We start from the raw sequence: 16,665 nt of genomic DNA, 5'->3' as shown, positions 1-16,665 counted from the left end.
CCTGTTCTCCCCTTGTCGTCCGATTTACCGATTGCGATTGCCACGGCTCAGCGCCCGGCTCATCTGCGCGGCAATCTGGCCCTGGCTTCGTTGAAAGCCCCGCACATCCGGTGTGGTAATATTCATCACGACGCTGACCGCGCCACCGCCGGCGCTCCGCACGCCCAACTTGCCATCCGCTCCGCGCGCCAGCGGCATGATCGCTTCGGGGCCTGCTTCACCCATCAATCCGGTTCCCCCGCGCATCGGAAATGTCACGGGGCCGGACACGATTCCGCCATTGGCAAAAGGCATGACGCGGCCCTGTGAAAAGCTTCCGCCATCTGCAAATGGCAGCAATCCCTCGACAATCCCGCTGACACCATCCGCGAGCAGGCCCCCGAAGTGGTTCGCAACCGGCTTAACGGCAGCGGAATACGTGGTTTGAATCATCGACTTTGCGACGGTCTCCAACGCGTCCGACAACTTCATTCCGTCAAACACCAAACCGTCAAAGGCCCGCCGCAGCCCCTTGGACATACCCCGTTCGAGCGTCGATACGTCCTTGCCGGTTGCCGACAACGCGTCGCGAACGCGACGTAGTTCGCTGTCAAATCCGGCCGCCATGTTTGCCGCCGCGCCAAGGCTGTCTTCCAGCGCCTCCGCCTGATCCTCAAGATTGGCTATTGCATCGCGATCACTCATCGCCGTCTCCTCGTTGCCTGTCCGGATAAGCCTCCAGGAGCGCATCCAGCCCGCTCCGCGACAGGGCGGAACCCGCCCCTCCCTGCCCCAGCATCAGCCGTAATTCCGCAGGGGTCAGGCGCCAGAACTCGTCAGGCCGCAGCCGCAACCCCTGCACGCCCGCCCGCAGCAGCGACGGCCAGTCAAAGCCGTTCATGTTTCGCCGGGCACCATGAATGCCCGTGCCAGCAATTCTGCCGCCACCCGCGCAGCTTGCATCGGTCCGCCCTCTATTTCGGCCTGTCCGAGCGCCTCTGCACTCAGATCGACACCGCCACCGCGCAAGCCGGCGGCGAGCAGCGCCATCACGTCACGCATCGAAAACGACGAATTTTCAAAGCGCTCGACCAACGCCACCAGCGATGGTGTCTCAAGCAGCTGTTCCAGCTCGGCCAATGCCCCAAGTGTCAGCTTGAGCACCCGGCGCTGCCCGTCGATGACCAGGGCCACCTCTCCAGTCCACGGATTGGCCATCGGATCAAAGCGCCGTAAAGTTCAGCGCGCCGGCGCTGGCCATCGACATCTCGTATGTCGCTTCACCATTGTGGCTCCCGGCATACTCGATCGCCGTCACCTGGAACGGCCCCTCCACGATGCCGAATTCCGGAATGACAACCTGGAACTCCGGGGTTTCGCCATCAAAGAACAATTGCCGCGCGCGCTCATCGGTGCTGGCATCCTTGAATACGCCCGACCCCGAGATCGCAGCAGATTTGACACCCGCCCCCGAGAGCAGTTCGCGCCATCCACCCTGGCTTTCGAGACTCGTGACATCCACGGTCTCCGCATTGAAGCTGACGCGCGTCGCGCGCAGGCCCGCAATGGTTTCAAAAAGGCCATCGCCGGTCATGTCGACTTTCACCAACAGGTCTTTTCCGTTCTGGGCAGCCATATCTTTTCTCCGAAAAAATCAGTGTTCAGTTGTCTTCGAGACGCGCGCGAAATCGCAGGTCGATCTGCCGGGTGCGCCCCGCCGTGCCGGTCCTGCGCGCCTGTGCCCTCTCGAACCACAGTCCGATCACACGGCCCCGGCTCAGGGTCGGGCGGGCATCGGACAGCGCATCGCTCACCGCACCGGCGACGTCCTTGGCCACGCCGAACCCGGCGGCGGCACTGATCACCGACACGGTAAAGCGATGCTCTGCCCCCGTGCCGACAGCATCCGACCGGTCACGAACCGTCTCCGTGCCCAGCGTCACGTACAGTTCGGGAAGTTCTCCCTCAGGTGCCGCATCGAAAATCGCATCGCCAACCAGCGCGCCCAGGTCCGGATCATCCCGAAGACGCTGATACACGGCCGCCTGCAGCGCGCTTGCCATTGCATAGCTCATGCCACGACCTCCTCATCCGCAAAGCACGTCAGGTAGCGACCGTTGGCATCGCGCTCTGTCACGGCCCGGATCACGAACAGGCGTGCGCCGTCGCGAAATCTCTGATTGGGCATCGGCCTTGCCGACGCGCCGTGAGGTGCGCCGCGAACGACGATGCGGTAACCAACAGACGACACCACGACGCCCGACTCGTTTCTTTCGCGTCCCGTCCGGCTCCGGACATCGGCCCACAACTCTCCAAGAACCTCCCAGTTCTCGGAATATCCGCCAGCGCCATCCGGCACCCGGCGCGGGGCCTCAAGCAACAGTTTCCGGCCAAGGTGCACCCCGCTCATCGCGCCACCCCGACACCGATCCGCATCACGCGATATCGCTGGATCAGACTGCTCACGCCAAACGGCATGCTGCCGTCGCTTAGCGAGCTTTCATTGCGATGCTCGTAGTAATGCGCCGCGAGCAACATTACCGCGTGGCCAAGATCGGCAGGCAATCCGCCCCAGCTTTCCGCAAATCCCGCAGTGAAGGCGATACGCACCGAACCACCGGTCCTGATCATCGGCAAAAGCGAACCTGCCGGACGCAGCCGCGGGCGCTCGCTGTCGCGTTCCAGACGAAACGCATCACCGGCCAGCTCAGATTCCATGTCGATTTCGTCGATCAGCAGCACCTGATTGATGGTGTTCACCGGGGCGACCGGCAACACCTGTCCCGCGCGGTCGCGCCAACCGGTCAATGTCCAGGTGAAATCCCGCGAGATCAGCACCTTTCCGGTCCGCGCCTCGATCGCCGCAATCGCCGCCCGCAGGAACCCGTTCAGAACATCGTCCTGCAGGCTCTCGTCACCGAACCCGGTACCAAGCCGCAAATGCGCCCTGAACTCAGCCACCGGCAGCGCCGCGTCAGGCACGGTGGTCTCTTCGATCAACATCATCATATCACTCCGCAAGCTCGGACCCCTCCGGGCCGGTTCTGGTTTGATGGACGCGCGCCGCCTCACATTGCTCGGACGGAGGGGAGCAGCTAGACAACATGAAGGGTCTGGAATGGCGCGCGCCCACCGCGGGGCCGGTCAATTGGCCCCGCGTCCGGCACGGATTAGGACGTGCCGAATTTCAGCAACTTGATCGCGGCAAAGTCCGAAACATCGCCGCCGACGCGCTTGGTTGCATAAAACAGAACATGCGGCTTGGCGCTGAACGGATCACGCAGCACGCGCAGATCAGGACGTTCGGCAATCGTGTAACCGGCGTTGAAATCACCAAAGGCGATCGAGAACGACTCGCTTGCGGCATCGGGCATATCCTCGGCAATCACGACCGGATAACCCATCAGACGCGCGGGTTCGCCCGCCGCGAGACCATCGGACCACAGGAACCGGCCATCGGCATCCTTGAGCTTGCGCACCAGACCGGCGGTCTTGGAGTTCATCACAAAGGTGGCGTTTGCGCGGTATTGCGCACCCAGGGCGTAAACCAGGTCGACAATCGCGTCGCCGGATCCGACATCGCCATCAACACCGCTGGCGATATAGCCTATGCTGCCCCAGGCCCAGTTGTCGTTTTCGATCGTCGCATGGCTGAGAATACCGCGCGGCTTGTCCACCCCGTCACCCGTGATGAACGCCGCGGCCTCGGCACGCGCAAACTTGTCGGCAATGCGCGACGCCAGCCAGCCCTCGATATCAAAAGCGCTGTCATCCAGCAGACGCTGGCTCGCCTTGGGCAAGGCGCTCAGTTCATGCAGCGGGATGGCGATGCGATCGATCTGCGGCGTATCGGTCTCGGCCTGCGTCCCCGCTTCGGTCGCCCAGCCGGCACCGACATCGGAATGGTCCACCAGCACGTCGAAACTGGTCGCCTCGACATTCACCACCGATGCAATCGACCGCAGCGATGCCGTGGAATGCAGTACGGACTGAATCGTTTCCGAGGTCTGCGGATCCACCAGATAACCACCGTCGCTGTTGACCGCCGTGGTCATCGACTTGCCCGCCAGCTCAAGACCGCGAAGCCCGTCGTCATCGCCGCTGCGCAGATAGGCATTGAACGCCTTCTGATGCGGAGCCGTTTCCTCGGTTGCGGCGGACAGGCGCGGACGTGCCGCGAGTTGTGATTTACGATCCAGCATGGTCAGTCGCTCTTCTGCTTTTTGAAGTTTCATATTCATCTCGCTTTGAAAGCCCTTGAATTCGCTCACGAAGCCGGCCATCGCCTGCTTCACTTCCCGAACCACGGGCGCACCTTCCTGGGCCGTTTCCAGCCGCTCGGTATTGCTCATCGGAACATCCTGTCTAAGGGTGAGAAATCGGCGTGTTCAGCGGCACGCCAGGTCCATCCGCGCACTCTCCAGTGTCGCGGCCAATTCGCGCAGAACGGTTTCGGTCGTCAGCGTATCGCCCTTCGCCGCCACCCGCGCACTGGGCAGCATCGGGAAAGTCACAAGTGACACTTCCCAAAGCTCCAGTTCGGTCAAGAGCCGCTGGCCCTTGTCTGTCTTGCCTGCCTTCGTCGTGCGATATCCGATCGACAACCCGTCAATCGCGCCCGCTTCGATCAGAGCCGCCGCCTCGCGACCTTTCTGGGTGCTTTCCAGCAACCGGCCCTTGACCCACAGGCCCCGGCCATCCTCGCGCACCTCGTCCCAGACGCCGATCGGCTGCGCCGGATCATGCTGCCAGAGCATCTTGACCCGCCGACCAGTCGCAGCCAGAGCATGGATCGACGCCTCATATGCTCCCTTCTGCACCACATCTCCGCCCTGATCGACCTGCCCGAACAGGCTGGCATAGCCTTCGATGACGGCACCGTCGCTGACGCTCAAAGCGTCCCCAAACCGGGCGAATTTGTGTTCAAGCCCATTGTCCTGCGTCATGACTAATCTCCTTGATGAACTCCGACGACCAACTCAGCCCCCGGGAAATGTCGCAATCGTGATCCACTGGGGTGTCGCCTCCCGGTGAAAACGGATGGCGCTCCACCCAACGCCCACCTGCGTCAGCGCCGAACACCAACACGCGCCCCCGCACCGCCGACAATGCCGGGCCATATGGCTTCAGACATTCAGGATATTTCCCTGCATCGCGAAGGACATGAAACCGCCGAGGATAGCCGCGATGATCAGCCAGACCAGACGGGAAATATGGCCGTCGATCTTGTCCAGGCGTCGGTCGATCTGGTTGAACCGCGCCTCCATGAACTTGCGTTTTTCTTCGTTCACCGCCCGATCCGTCTCTATGGCTGCAATTGCCGCCTCGACCGCCACAACTCGCTTTTCGAGCTGGCGAAACATCGAGGTCGTTCCGTCCATCACCGCAAAACTGCGCCGGGTGCCGACATCATGGGTTACCGTCATCAGCCATCCCCTGTGCCGGCAGCCCAAGCAGCGACCGCTTTTCCGCGTCACTCAGAAACCGCGCCTGCGAGACCCGCGCCCATTGCGCATCGCGTTCCGCAGCCAGTGCAGGCACCTGATCGAGATCGGGTTTCAATTCGAACATCTCTCCGGTGAACTGCGACAGCCAATCACTCAACGCCGCCGCCACGCGCGTCGCCAGCGGAAGCACCGTCAACCGATAGAACGCCCGGTTCGCCTCCTGATAATTCGAATAGGTCGCGTCCCCCTGAATACCGATCAGCATCGGTGGCACTCCGAAGGCCAGCGCGATCTCGCGCGCCGCCGCTTCCTTGGTCTTCTGGAATTCCATGTCACTGGGCGAAAAGCCCATCGGCTTCCAATCCAGCCCACCTTCCAGCACCATCGGCCGGCCGGCGTTGCGGGCGCCCTGGTAATTCGCCTCGATTTCCTCGGACAACCGACGATACTGATCGTCTGCCATCGCCCCGTGTCCATCCGCGCTGTTGAACACCAGCGCCCCGCTCGGGCGTGCCGCATTGTCCAACAACGCCTTGGACCATCGCGATGCGCTGTTATGCACATCCACCGCCATCGCCGCCGCCTGCATCGGCGAGAACCCATAGTGGTCGTCCTGCGGATGAAACGACTTGATATGGCAAACCGGAGAAACCGCACCCGCCGCGTCAAAGCGATGCTTGCGCCCGCCAACGCTGTATTCATAGGCGACCGGCCAGCCATCCGCTCCAGGCACCACCTTCATCCGGTCAGAGCGCAGCACATGCAGTTCCAGCGGCAGGCGGCCTTCACCCGCGACGGCCTCGACATAGGCATTGCCAGACAGCAACAACTGACCAAACAGCGCTTCCATCAACTCGGCGCGTCCCTGCGCCTCGTTCGGTCGCTGCACCAGCGACAGCACCGGATGCGTATCATAGCGCTGATGCTGGTCCTGCAAGACCAGGGGAAGCGCCGCCGCAGCCTCGGCAATCAGCTTGACCGACCGGAACCCGACCGGGTTCCCGGAAAAACCGGTGCGCGTCAACGATCCTGTGTCACGCGGACTCCAGGCAACGCGCCCGGCTGAGTGATAGGCGACAACCGGTCCTGTCGCGCTTGCCTTGGTATTCGGCACCTCGGTCTTTGCGCCCCGGCGCAAAAAATCAAAAACCATTCCCGATGCTCCTGTTTGATCTGAACCGCGCGTCAGTTCCGCGCCGCCCGGTTGTTGGCGATCTTTCTGACGTGGCTTTGGTAAAATTATAAAAATCCACCGTACGGTGGTCCGCCCGCGCTACAGCGAACGCAGACGCGGACGCCGATACACCGCCGCCGGCGCAATCATCAGATCATGCAAGGCCCAGACCAGCGCATCCACACGATCGGGCGATCCTTGTCCCTCATATCCCCGTGGCGTCATCAGGCACATCTGTTCCTCCAGATCGCTCAATCCCCGCAAATGCCGGACCCGCCCCTGTTCATACAGCGCCGCCACGGGTTCAGCCCGCGCAACCTTGCCGCGCGATGCGTGCACGGCCCTGAACGGAACCAGCGGGTCCACCTGTCGCAGAACCTCTTCGACAAGCTGCCCCCCCTGGTTTACCTCGGCCACCAGCCGCTCGGCACCAAATCTGTCCATCGCCTCGATCGCTGCACGCGCCCATCCCGCAGGGCCGACCCCCTGCACCGTACAGTCGGCAAGCACACAGGCCCGCCAATCCTGCGGAGGTCCATCCGTCTGCGCCCCAACCACCACGATCCCGCATTCATCTGCGGCACGCCCCGCGCTTACCGACGGGTCCAGCGCCACCACCACCCGGTCAAACTCCGGCGCATTCTCGATGCGCGCGGTTTGCAGCATCTCCGTCGTCCACAATGCGCCCTCGGCATCTGCCAGCAACACGCCGTCGAGTTCCTGCCGACCCAGACGCGTCCCCGCGTACCGGCTACGCACTTCCTCCAGGAAACTCGCGGCAAGATTGGCACGGTTCGCCTCGGTCGGCGCGCATGTCACAACGGTTGACGGCGACGCAAGCAGCTCTTTCAGCACCCCTATATTGCGCGGCGTCGTCGTGACACAGACCTGCGGCAAATCTCCAAGCCGTAAGGCAAACTGCAGCATGTCCCAGGTCTCGCGCGCCTTTTTCCACTTGGCCATCTCGTCAACCCAGGCCGCGTCGAATTGCGGCCCTCGCAACGCCTCGGGATCATGCGCGGAAAACACCTGCGCCACCGCCCCGTTCGGCCAGACCAGCTTGCGTTCGGTCGATTTCCACACAGGACGGCGATCCGGCGGTGAGCAATTCAGGATACCGCTGTCACCGAAAATCATCACGTCGCGGACCTGGTCATAGGTCTCGCCGATCAGAGCCACGCGCTGCTTGGCGCCCGGATCCAGCGGACGCGCACCCTCGACCTGCATGCGAACCCACTCCGCCCCGGCACGCGTCTTGCCCGCGCCGCGCCCTCCCATGATAACCCAGCTCCGCCACTCTCCTTCCGGCGCCAATTGGTGCTCCAGAGCCCAGAACTCGAAAAGGAAAGGGAGCGCCAATAGCGCTCCCTCCCCAAGACTGTCCAGAAAGCCTTCACGAAGCTCGGCTGTTTCTGATGCGAGCCAGACGGCTCCCGATCTCAGATCGGGCGGCATCAAGGTCGAGAGCATAACCTCCCTGCGCGATTCCCGCTTTTTTTCGATAGTGTTCGTCAAGGCTCATCTCCACTCTTCGGCAACTGCTGATCAGCTTTTCCGCCTCCAGCAGGTCTTTGCTGCCAGCCACAAGGTTTGCATCCTCCCCGGCCTCAAGTTGCAGTCGCAAGTCTTCCGCTCGCTTGCGCAAACTCAGTATCGATTCCTCAAGCGACCGCAGAATATCAGCCGAACGAGAAATACGTTCCTCCGGGGTAATCAAAGTCATGTTTGCTCTTTTGCCTCATGCGTGAAAAATCTCCGCACGAGAGACATGAAAAAACGACCTGCAGGTTTCCCCGAGGTCGCTACACACGTCTTCTAGCATGACACAACCTATACGGGAGATCGTACGCTGTGTCAAGGTTGCGCCATCGAACACGAGCCTTAACAAATTGTTATTAAATATTAATTTCAGGTTTCGATCATGCTCGGAGCGCAAGGCCGTTGAAACGGCCTTGGACGACGCGAATTCAAATTCGCGTTTCAAAACGTCTTGCAAGACGTTTTGACCAAGCCGCTTGAAAGCGGCTTGGCGTCCGGCATATGCGCTCAGCACCCAATCAATTAAAAGATGAACGCTGGCTGATCCGCTTCAATTGTTCTGCTGTTGCGCCTCGATCTCGCGCCATTTCGCGACGTTGCGGTTATGCTCTTCAAGGGTTTCGGCAAAAGCGTGCCCCCCCGAGCCATCCGCAACGAAGAAGACATAGTCTGTCACCGCCGGCGCTACGGCAGCCTCAAGGCTCGCCAGACCCGGGTTCGCGATCGGTGACGGCGGCAACCCATCGATGACATAGGTGTTCCAAGGCGTATTGCTGCGAAGCTCGCTCTGCCTCAACCCGCGCCCCAGCACACCTTGACCCTTTGTCAGCCCGTAAATCACCGTCGGGTCGGTCTGAAGCCGCATGCCCCGGTTCAGACGGTTCACGAAAACGCTCGCCACTTGCCCGCGTTCCTCGGCAATGCCGGTTTCTTTCTCGATGATCGACGCCAGAACCAGCATTTCCTCGGGGCTGGCCAGTGGCAGTCCCTCTTGCCGGCTCTCCCAAGCCGCGGCAATACGCAATTCCTGCACCTGTTGCATCTGCTCAAGCAACGCGGACCTGTCTGTCCCGGAAACCACTTCATAGCTATCCGGGGCAAGCATTCCCTCCGCAGGACGCTCGGTGATTTCTCCGCTCAGCACATCGATCGCGTTCAGCGCCTCTACAACCTGCCAGCTGGTCACCCCTTCGGCGAGCGCGATGCGATACCTGGTATCTGCGTCCGCCCGCTTCGCAACATAGCCTTCGGGTGCCTCCTCGGTGAGCGGATCAAACGTCGCAATCTCGACGAACTGATCCGTCGCGGGGTCAAGCTCGCGCACGCGCGCTTCGGTGCGCGTAACGCCGACGCGATACACGATCTCCGTGCCGCAAGTGCTCGCACCACCCCGCGTCACCTGATCGACGATCTGCTCCATCGACGCCCCCGGCTTTACCAGGAAACTCCCGGCTTTCAGCTGGCTCGCCTTTTCACTGTAATCGGCGCCCAGCCGGAGGATCGTCGCATTGCTGATCGCACCCATGTCTTCCAGATCACGGCTGACCTTGCCCATGTTCGAGCCGCGCTCGACCCGCAGACAGATGGCATCCGTCAACGGCCCTTCAACCGTGTATTGGGACTTTCCCCACAACACCACTCCAACCGCAAGGAACAACCCGACGACCAGGAATGTCAGCATGTTGGATGCGAGACTGCGCCACATCAGCCGGCTTTCCCGAAGACGACGCTCGCATTGGTGCCACCGAATCCAAAGGAATTTGACAGTGCCACATCGATCTTGCGTTCCCGTTTGGCGTTCGGGGCAAGGTCAACAGCGGTTTCAACCGCCGGATTGTCCAGGTTGATCGTCGGCGGGGCCACCTGATCGCGGATCGCGAGAATCGAAAAGATCGCCTCGATGGCCCCGGCAGCCCCCAGCAGGTGCCCGGTCATCGACTTCGTCGACGACATCGTCACTTTCGACGCAGCGTCGCCCATCATCCGCTCGACCGCGTTCAACTCGATGGTATCGGCCATGGTGCTGGTGCCATGCGCATTGATGTAATCCACATCCGCAGGGGTCAGCCCGGCCCCCTCAAGTGCCGCGCGCATCGACCGTTCCGCACCGTCACCCGTCTCGGACGGCGCGGTGATGTGATAGGCGTCGCCCGACAGACCGTAGCCCAGAACCTCGGCATAGATTTTGGCGCCACGGGCCTTGGCGTGTTCGTATTCTTCCAGAACCACCACACCGGCACCTTCGCCCATCACAAACCCGTCGCGATCGGTGTCATAGGGGCGGCTCGCCGCCTGGGGATTATCGGCATACCTGGTGCTCAACGCCTTGCAGGCATTGAATCCGGCAATGCCGATCTCGCAAATCGCGGCCTCGGCGCCGCCGGCAATCATCACGTCCGCATCGCCATGCTGGATCAGGCGGCTGGCATCGCCGATGGCATGCGCGCCCGTCGAACAGGCGGTCACCACCGAATGGTTCGGGCCCTTGAAGCCGAACCGGATGCTGACCTGCCCGGAGATCAGGTTGATCAGCGCCCCGGGAATGAAAAATGGCGAAACCCGGCGCGGCCCCTTTTCCTTGATCATGACGGCGGTGTCCGCAATCGAACTCAACCCGCCGATGCCGGATCCGATCATGACGCCGGTACGCAGTCGGTCGGCCTCGTCCTCGGGGGTCCATCCCGCATCGTGGCACGCCATATCCGCCGCCGCGATTCCATAGAGGATGAAATCGTCGATCTTGCGCTGCTCCTTTGGGGCCAGCCAATCATCGGCGTTGAAGGTGCCGTCAGTACCATCGCCTTTTGGCACTTCACACGCATAAGTGGTCGAAACTCCGCTTGCGACGGCATCGAACTGCTTGATCGGGCCAGCGCCCGATTGCCCGGCCAACAGCCTGGACCAGCTTTCCTCGACCCCGCTTGCCAGCGGTGTCACCAGCCCCAATCCGGTTACCACTACTCTGCGCATGACTGTCTCTTGCCCCTTTTGCCATTGCGCATCGCTCTTACCCTGCACCGGGGTACGGGGGCAAGAGCGCAGCGCATCACAAGGTGGCACCTTTTCGCGCTCCCCGCGTGTTCAATACCCTACCGGAACGCGGCCACAGGCTCGGGTCCGGGCTGCGCGATCTTCAGCGCCTCCGACAAGTCGACGCTCTTGCGGAACAACGCGCGCCCGACCAGCGCACCGGCGATATTCTGCACATAGGTCAGACGTGCGATGTCATCGACCGAACGAACGACACCGCTTGCAATCACCGGGGCGCGGGCATGGCTGGCCAGACTCGAAATCAGGCCCAGTTGCGCCTCGACCTCGTCCAGTTCGTTTTCGATATCGGTGATGACGATCCCGGCGAACGGCGCATCGCCGAACGCCTCGATAAAGCTCTCCGGCGCCCAGGCACTGGCGGTGCGCCAGCCATCGGTCATCACCTGTCCGCGCCAGACATCAACCGCCAGCACGATCTGGTCGGGATGGAACCGGGCCAGCTCGCCGACAAGCTGCGGATCGCGTGCCGCCAGCGAGCCGACCACGATCCGCCCCGCCCCCTTGTCGATCCAGTGTTCGACCCGCTCACGGCTGTGCATTCCGCCACCCAATTGCACGGGAATGCCGACCGTGCGGATGATCTCCTCGACCAGTTCGGCATTGTCGCCGCGCCCCTCGATCGCATCAAAATCGGTCAGGTGCATCCAGCTTGCCCCGGCTTTGGCAAAGTCATGCGCGGTTTCGACCGGGTCCACATGCCAGACCATCGGTTCATTGAGCCTGCCCTTGGCCAGCGTCACGCAGCGCCCGCCCTGCAATTCCATCGTCGGATATATCAACATGACCTTGCCCCCGATATTGGCCACCTGTTTCAGCCACAGGCTAACACAACCGGAAGGTCAGCATCGCGCTATTTCGGCGCTACCTGCTCTGTTTGCGGCGTCATGCTGCCGACGGCGGACCGTTTCTGCGCAGCAGGACAATCGATTCGCCGCCACATTCGGTTTCGCGCATCTCTTCATAGCCCAGTCGCGCCGCCAACCTCAGCGCCGCCGTGTTTTCCACCCCGACCCGCGCCACCAGGGGGCCAGGAATGACCCGATCGAACCAGTCATGCGCCGCCTCGGCCGCTTCGCGAACCAGGTCGCCCTCCCGCGTCTCGGGCGTCAGCATCCAGGCGGCTTCGGGAAAGGGGTCATAATCCTCGCCAAAGGCACAGGCGCTAAAGAAAAACCCTGTCTGGCCCACCATGATCCGTGCTTTCTGCTCGATCACCGCCCATTGCCCAAAGCCGGTCATTTCCCAGTGTCCCGCATTGCGCAGGAACGACTCCCATGCCGCACCCCGGCTCAGCGGACGGCTGCCGATATTGCTCACCGTATCGATCGTCGCCCAAATCTGGGCGAAACGGTTGAAGTCTTCGGGTTTCATCGCGCGCAGGGTCAGCCGCGCCGTGTTTATATTGGGAACCGAACGGATCATTGCGCCGTTTCTTGTCTGCTTGCCTCAACTCAAAGGTGTCTACAGATTTCTTTCGGACGCAATAGGCAGTCGACACATGACACGAAAAAAACGGCGCTTCCCCATGGAAAACGCCGCTTTCGAAATCCGGTTCGAACGGTTCAGGACGCCGAAGAGATGAACTTGACCGCGTCGCCAAAGGTCTGGATGGTTTCGGCCGCATCGTCGGGGATCTCGATGCCGAACTCTTCCTCAAAGGCCATGACCAACTCGACGGTGTCGAGGCTGTCTGCGCCCAGGTCGTCAATGAACGAAGCGTTCTCGGTCACTTTGTCCTCTTCAACACCCAGATGTTCTACAACGATCTTCTTAACGCGGTCTGCGACGTCGCTCATGATACTTCCTCATTCCATTGCGGGCTCTCGGCCCAAGTCTGCCCTCGCCCGCTCGGGGTCGGTTGGTTTCGCCCGGTCGGGCGGCTCGTTCCCGGCGTTCCGGGTTTGACAGCCGGACGTTCTGTTGCCGCCTGCCAAGGTTGCGCCGCCTATAGCACAGAGTTGCATAGAGGCAAACGCTTTCGAAAAGGCCCAATCACTTCATCTTTAGGTCTGGAACCCGCCGAAAAATTGTCCTTTTTCGGAGATAGACTGTCCTCATACGCGAAACAAGGGTCCAAGGCCCCGACGGGACGACATGAGACCCCTGACATGAGACCCCTGACTGCCGGTCAAACACCGCAAGGAGCACGTTCCATGATTCAACTCTACGAAGCGCAAAGCCTGCTCCTCATTCTCGCCCTGCTGATCCTCAGCTATCTTGTGTTCCGCCTGCTCCACCCCGGCTCTTCGCATTCCGATAATCGGGACGACCGCTGACCGCGGATCACAGCATCGCCATTCCGCCATTCACATGCAGCGTCGCGCCGGTCACATAGCCGGCTTCGGGGCTTGCGAGATAAAGCACCGCGGCCGCGATCTCTTCGGCCTCGCCCATACGCCCGGCGGGCACCTGCCCCAGGATGCCGGATTTCTGATCGTCGGTCAGTTTGTCGGTCATTGCCGTGGTGATGAAACCCGGCGCGACCGCATTGACGGTGATGCCCCGGCTCGCCACCTCGTAGGCCAGGCTTTTCGACATTCCGACCATACCGGCCTTTGACGCGGCATAGTTCGCCTGTCCCGGATTGCCGGTGGCACCAACCACCGAGCTGATATTCACGATCCGGCCCCAGCGGGATTTCATCATTCCCCGCATCACCCCCTTGCACAGCCGGAAGGTGGCCGTCAGGTTCACGTCGATCACGCTTTGCCACTCATCCGCAGACATGCGCATGAACAGGTTGTCCCGGGTGATCCCGGCATTGTTGACCAGGATGTCCACCGCACCCATCGCCTCTGCGGCCTGTTTGGGCAGCGCATCGACAGCGTCAGGATCGCTCAGATTGCAAGGCAGCACATGGGCGCGTTCGCCAAGTTCGGAAGCCAGCGCCTCAAGCGGCTCGACCCGCGTTCCCGACAGAGCCACCGTCGCCCCCGCGCCGTGCAGAGTGCGCGCAATGCTGCCCCCGATACCGCCGGACGCGCCGGTAACCAGCGCGGATTTTCCTGTCAGATCAAACATGTCCTGTTCCTTTCCTGCTCAACCGACGCTCTCGGCAGCGGCCTTGACATCATCCGGCGTTCCCACCGCCTTGCAGGCGATATCGCGATTGATCTTGCGGATCATCCCCGACAGGGCTTTGCCCGCGCCGATCTCCCACGCCTCGCCAACCCCTTCAGCGCCCATGTATTCGACACTTTCGCGCCAGCGCACCGCGCCGGTCACCTGCTCGACCAGCAGCGCACGGATCGTGTCCGGATCGCTCACCGCCTCGGCCCGCACATTCGCCACCACGGGAACCACCGGCGCCTTGATCGTCACGTCGGCCAGAGCCTGCGCCATCACGTCGGCGGCCGGCTGCATCAGTGCACAGTGGAACGGCGCGCTCACCGGCAACATGATCGCCCGCTTGGCGCCGCGCTCCTTGGCGATGGCCGCCGCACGTTCGACGGCCGCCTTGGCACCCGACACCACCACCTGCGTCGGATCGTTGTCGTTCGCGGCCTGACACACCTCGCCCTCTGCAGCCGCTTCGGCGACCTCTCGCACTGTGACAAGATCAAGCCCCAGGATCGCCGCCATCGCGCCCTGGCCCACCGGTACGGCATCCTGCATCGCCTGGCCCCGGGTCCGCAGCAGCTTGGCCGTATCGCCCACGCTCAGCGCGCCCGCCGCCGCCAACGCCGAATATTCGCCGAGCGAATGCCCGGCCACATGGCTCGCGGCCTCGATCGTCACCCCTTCGGCTTCCAGCGCACGCATCGCCGCCATGGATGTCGCCATCAAGGCCGGCTGTGCGTTGCGCGTCAGCGTCAGCTCCGCGATATCGCCCTCCCAGATCAGCGCGCTCAACTTCTCGTTCAGCGAGTCGTCCACCTCGTCAAATACTGCCCGCGCCGCCGGATACGCGGCAGCCAGCGCCTGCCCCATGCCGATCGCCTGCGCGCCCTGACCGGGAAAAACGAATGCTCTGCTCATGTTATACCTCCATCTGCCCGCTTTGGCATAGCCCGGCGCGCAGATAGAGGCAACGGGGCAGGCGACTGTGCGCGCATGCGCGCCGCATGTGCGCAACCGCCGTTGTGCCCGAATGAAAACCCACTATTTTCTCCGCATACAGCCCTTCGAGGATGCCATGCCGCTGCACAACACTTCCAACCGTTATGGCGCTGTCAGCAAGGTTTTTCACTGGCTCACGGCGCTGCTGATCCTGACCGAGATTCCGCTCGGGTTGATCGCCAACGGAATGGCGCAGGACCTGAACACCCCCGGGATCGTCAGCACGCAAGCCGATATCCAACGCACTGCTCTCTTGTTTTCGATACACAAGACCACGGGCGTGCTGATCTTTTTTGTTGCGCTCGCCCGCATCCTCTGGGCCGTAACGCAGGACAAGCCGGCGCCGCTCCATCCCGAACGGCGGCTCGAAACCTTCCTCGCGGAAACCGTGCATTGGCTGCTCTACGGCTCGCTGGTACTGGTGCCGCTGACCGGCTGGATACACCACGCGGCAACCGTGGGATTTGCGCCGATCTGGTGGCCCTTCGGCCAGTCTCTGCCCCTTGTTCCCAAGGACGAAACGGTTTCGCACCTCTTCGCCACCCTGCACGTGATTTTCATACGCGTGCTGCTCGTCGCGATTGCCCTGCACATCGCGGGAGCGATCAAACACCAGATCATCGACCGCGATTCCACGCTGCGCCGCATGTGGTTCGACGGCAACGGCACCGACCTCCCCGCAAAAGCCACGCCGCACGCCGCGCTGCCCGCCGTCGCCGCGCTGCTCGTCTGGGCGGCAGCCCTCGGGTTTGCCGCGCTGTCGGGGGTCTTTGCGTCAGAGCCGACCGCATCCGAACCGACCGCCGCCGCATCTGAAAGCGCATCCGCACCGGCCGACACCGCCTCCGCAGGCTGGCAGGTCGATGAGGGAACACTCAAGATAGCGATCACCCAGATGGGCAGCACCGTCACCGGCACCTTTGCCGACTGGACTGCCGACATCACCTTTGAAGAACCTGCCGCCCCCGGCCCGGCCGGCACGGTCGATGTCACGATCGCGATCCCCTCGCTGACCCTCGGCGGCGTGACTCAACAGGCGATGGGTCCCGATTTCTTTGATGCCGAGAATTTCCCGACCGCCCGTTTCGAAGCGGAAATCGAGAAGACCCCGGACGGCTATGTCGCCATCGGAACGCTGACCATCCGCGACACCACCCTGCCCGTCACCCTGCCGTTCGACCTAACCTTTCAGGACGACACAGCCACCATGACCGGCACGCTGCAACTGCAACGCCTCGACTATCAGATCGGTCAGTCCGTCACAGACCCCGCCTCGCTTGGCCTTGCTGTGGATGTCGATGTATCCCTCACGGCGACCCGCGCGGGCGGATAAATCCGCCCCTGCCCGCGCCGGTTCGCGGAACGAAACAGATGCCAACATGCGTTGCAGCCGCTTGAAATCATCTGGTGGTTGCT

Annotated in this window: 22 protein-coding genes; 2 read left to right on the top strand and 20 right to left on the bottom strand. The window is 62.3% G+C overall.

All coding sequences use genetic code 11. From position 1 onward, the window contains the following. Nucleotides 1-24: 24 nt before the first annotated feature. The 18 genes from AB9K34_RS06550 to AB9K34_RS06465 all read right to left on the bottom strand — a co-directional run bounded on the left by AB9K34_RS06550 (nucleotide 25) and on the right by AB9K34_RS06465 (nucleotide 12,986). Nucleotides 25-684 (bottom strand): phage tail tape measure protein, encoded by a 660-nt coding sequence (locus AB9K34_RS06550; RefSeq protein WP_369953615.1) that lies wholly within the window; start codon nucleotides 682-684, stop codon nucleotides 25-27. Beyond that, nucleotides 677-880, bottom strand: coding sequence for a rcc01693 family protein (locus tag AB9K34_RS06545; protein ID WP_369953614.1), 204 nt, complete (start codon nucleotides 878-880; stop codon nucleotides 677-679). The genes AB9K34_RS06550 and AB9K34_RS06545 overlap by 8 nt, the downstream gene beginning before the upstream one ends. Then, a complete protein-coding gene (locus tag AB9K34_RS06540; RefSeq protein WP_369953613.1) occupies nucleotides 877-1,197 on the bottom strand; it encodes a gene transfer agent family protein in 321 nt (106 codons plus the stop codon). The genes AB9K34_RS06545 and AB9K34_RS06540 overlap by 4 nt, the downstream gene beginning before the upstream one ends. Before the next feature lie 4 nt (nucleotides 1,198-1,201). Then, nucleotides 1,202-1,615, bottom strand: a complete 414-nt coding sequence (locus tag AB9K34_RS06535) for a phage major tail protein, TP901-1 family (RefSeq protein ID WP_369953612.1) — start codon at nucleotides 1,613-1,615, stop codon at nucleotides 1,202-1,204. Nucleotides 1,616-1,640: 25 nt separating this feature from the next. Next, complete coding sequence (locus AB9K34_RS06530) at nucleotides 1,641-2,054, bottom strand: DUF3168 domain-containing protein (RefSeq protein WP_369953611.1); 414 nt, start codon at nucleotides 2,052-2,054, stop codon at nucleotides 1,641-1,643. Continuing rightward, the gene (locus AB9K34_RS06525; protein ID WP_369953610.1) at nucleotides 2,051-2,389 is read right to left on the bottom strand and encodes a head-tail adaptor protein; all 339 of its coding nucleotides are present in this window, start codon (nucleotides 2,387-2,389) and stop codon (nucleotides 2,051-2,053) included. The genes AB9K34_RS06530 and AB9K34_RS06525 overlap by 4 nt, the downstream gene beginning before the upstream one ends. Beyond that, the gene (locus AB9K34_RS06520; protein WP_369953609.1) at nucleotides 2,386-2,985 is read right to left on the bottom strand and encodes a head-tail connector protein; all 600 of its coding nucleotides are present in this window, start codon (nucleotides 2,983-2,985) and stop codon (nucleotides 2,386-2,388) included. The genes AB9K34_RS06525 and AB9K34_RS06520 overlap by 4 nt, the downstream gene beginning before the upstream one ends. Before the next feature lie 164 nt (nucleotides 2,986-3,149). Next, the gene (locus AB9K34_RS06515; protein ID WP_369953608.1) at nucleotides 3,150-4,331 is read right to left on the bottom strand and encodes a phage major capsid protein; all 1,182 of its coding nucleotides are present in this window, start codon (nucleotides 4,329-4,331) and stop codon (nucleotides 3,150-3,152) included. Nucleotides 4,332-4,367: 36 nt separating this feature from the next. Continuing rightward, the gene (locus AB9K34_RS06510; protein WP_369953606.1) at nucleotides 4,368-4,925 is read right to left on the bottom strand and encodes an HK97 family phage prohead protease; all 558 of its coding nucleotides are present in this window, start codon (nucleotides 4,923-4,925) and stop codon (nucleotides 4,368-4,370) included. 180 nt (nucleotides 4,926-5,105) lie between these two features. Then, on the bottom strand, nucleotides 5,106-5,405 hold the full coding sequence (locus AB9K34_RS06505) for a hypothetical protein (protein ID WP_369953605.1): 300 nt from the start codon (nucleotides 5,403-5,405) through the stop codon (nucleotides 5,106-5,108). Beyond that, nucleotides 5,389-6,579, bottom strand: coding sequence for a phage portal protein (locus AB9K34_RS06500; RefSeq protein ID WP_369953604.1), 1,191 nt, complete (start codon nucleotides 6,577-6,579; stop codon nucleotides 5,389-5,391). The genes AB9K34_RS06505 and AB9K34_RS06500 overlap by 17 nt, the downstream gene beginning before the upstream one ends. Before the next feature lie 120 nt (nucleotides 6,580-6,699). Further along, nucleotides 6,700-8,070, bottom strand: coding sequence for a DNA-packaging protein (locus AB9K34_RS06495; protein ID WP_369953603.1), 1,371 nt, complete (start codon nucleotides 8,068-8,070; stop codon nucleotides 6,700-6,702). Next, nucleotides 7,994-8,323, bottom strand: a complete 330-nt coding sequence (locus AB9K34_RS06490; RefSeq protein ID WP_369953602.1) for a hypothetical protein — start codon at nucleotides 8,321-8,323, stop codon at nucleotides 7,994-7,996. The genes AB9K34_RS06495 and AB9K34_RS06490 overlap by 77 nt, the downstream gene beginning before the upstream one ends. A 366-nt stretch (nucleotides 8,324-8,689) precedes the next feature. Continuing rightward, complete coding sequence (mltG, locus tag AB9K34_RS06485) at nucleotides 8,690-9,844, bottom strand: endolytic transglycosylase MltG (protein WP_369953601.1); 1,155 nt, start codon at nucleotides 9,842-9,844, stop codon at nucleotides 8,690-8,692. Then, nucleotides 9,844-11,109, bottom strand: coding sequence for a beta-ketoacyl-ACP synthase II (gene fabF, locus AB9K34_RS06480; RefSeq protein WP_369953600.1), 1,266 nt, complete (start codon nucleotides 11,107-11,109; stop codon nucleotides 9,844-9,846). The genes mltG and fabF overlap by 1 nt, the downstream gene beginning before the upstream one ends. 119 nt (nucleotides 11,110-11,228) lie before the next feature. After that, nucleotides 11,229-11,972 carry a HisA/HisF-related TIM barrel protein gene (locus tag AB9K34_RS06475; RefSeq protein WP_369953599.1) on the bottom strand — a complete coding sequence of 248 codons (744 nt, stop codon included), beginning with the start codon at nucleotides 11,970-11,972 and terminating at the stop codon, nucleotides 11,229-11,231. Nucleotides 11,973-12,072: 100 nt separating this feature from the next. Beyond that, nucleotides 12,073-12,612: a GNAT family N-acetyltransferase gene (locus AB9K34_RS06470; protein WP_369953598.1), complete on the bottom strand. Its 540-nt coding sequence runs from the start codon at nucleotides 12,610-12,612 to the stop codon at nucleotides 12,073-12,075. 140 nt (nucleotides 12,613-12,752) lie between these two features. Continuing rightward, nucleotides 12,753-12,986, bottom strand: coding sequence for an acyl carrier protein (locus tag AB9K34_RS06465; RefSeq protein ID WP_369953597.1), 234 nt, complete (start codon nucleotides 12,984-12,986; stop codon nucleotides 12,753-12,755). A gap of 357 nt (nucleotides 12,987-13,343) precedes the next feature. Between AB9K34_RS06465 and AB9K34_RS06460 the strand changes: the two genes are divergently transcribed. Continuing rightward, on the top strand, nucleotides 13,344-13,466 hold the full coding sequence (locus AB9K34_RS06460) for a hypothetical protein (protein WP_369953596.1): 123 nt from the start codon (nucleotides 13,344-13,346) through the stop codon (nucleotides 13,464-13,466). Between the two features lie 7 nt (nucleotides 13,467-13,473). On the opposite strand, the gene fabG is transcribed toward AB9K34_RS06460, so the two are convergent. After that, nucleotides 13,474-14,211, bottom strand: coding sequence for a 3-oxoacyl-[acyl-carrier-protein] reductase (fabG, locus tag AB9K34_RS06455; protein ID WP_369953595.1), 738 nt, complete (start codon nucleotides 14,209-14,211; stop codon nucleotides 13,474-13,476). Nucleotides 14,212-14,229: 18 nt separating this feature from the next. Beyond that, a complete protein-coding gene (fabD, locus tag AB9K34_RS06450) occupies nucleotides 14,230-15,168 on the bottom strand; it encodes an ACP S-malonyltransferase (protein WP_369953594.1) in 939 nt (312 codons plus the stop codon). A 157-nt stretch (nucleotides 15,169-15,325) separates the two neighbouring features. Here fabD and AB9K34_RS06445 point away from each other — a divergent pair, with 157 nt between their 5' ends. Then, nucleotides 15,326-16,582, top strand: a complete 1,257-nt coding sequence (locus tag AB9K34_RS06445) for a cytochrome b/b6 domain-containing protein (protein WP_369953636.1) — start codon at nucleotides 15,326-15,328, stop codon at nucleotides 16,580-16,582. The last annotated feature ends 83 nt before the right edge of the window (nucleotides 16,583-16,665 follow it).

The organism is Sedimentitalea sp. XS_ASV28, assembly GCF_041224545.1.
Taxonomy (GTDB): domain Bacteria; phylum Pseudomonadota; class Alphaproteobacteria; order Rhodobacterales; family Rhodobacteraceae; genus Sedimentitalea.
Note: the sequence above shows the minus strand (reverse complement) of the source record. Positions and strands in the feature narration are given on the sequence as shown.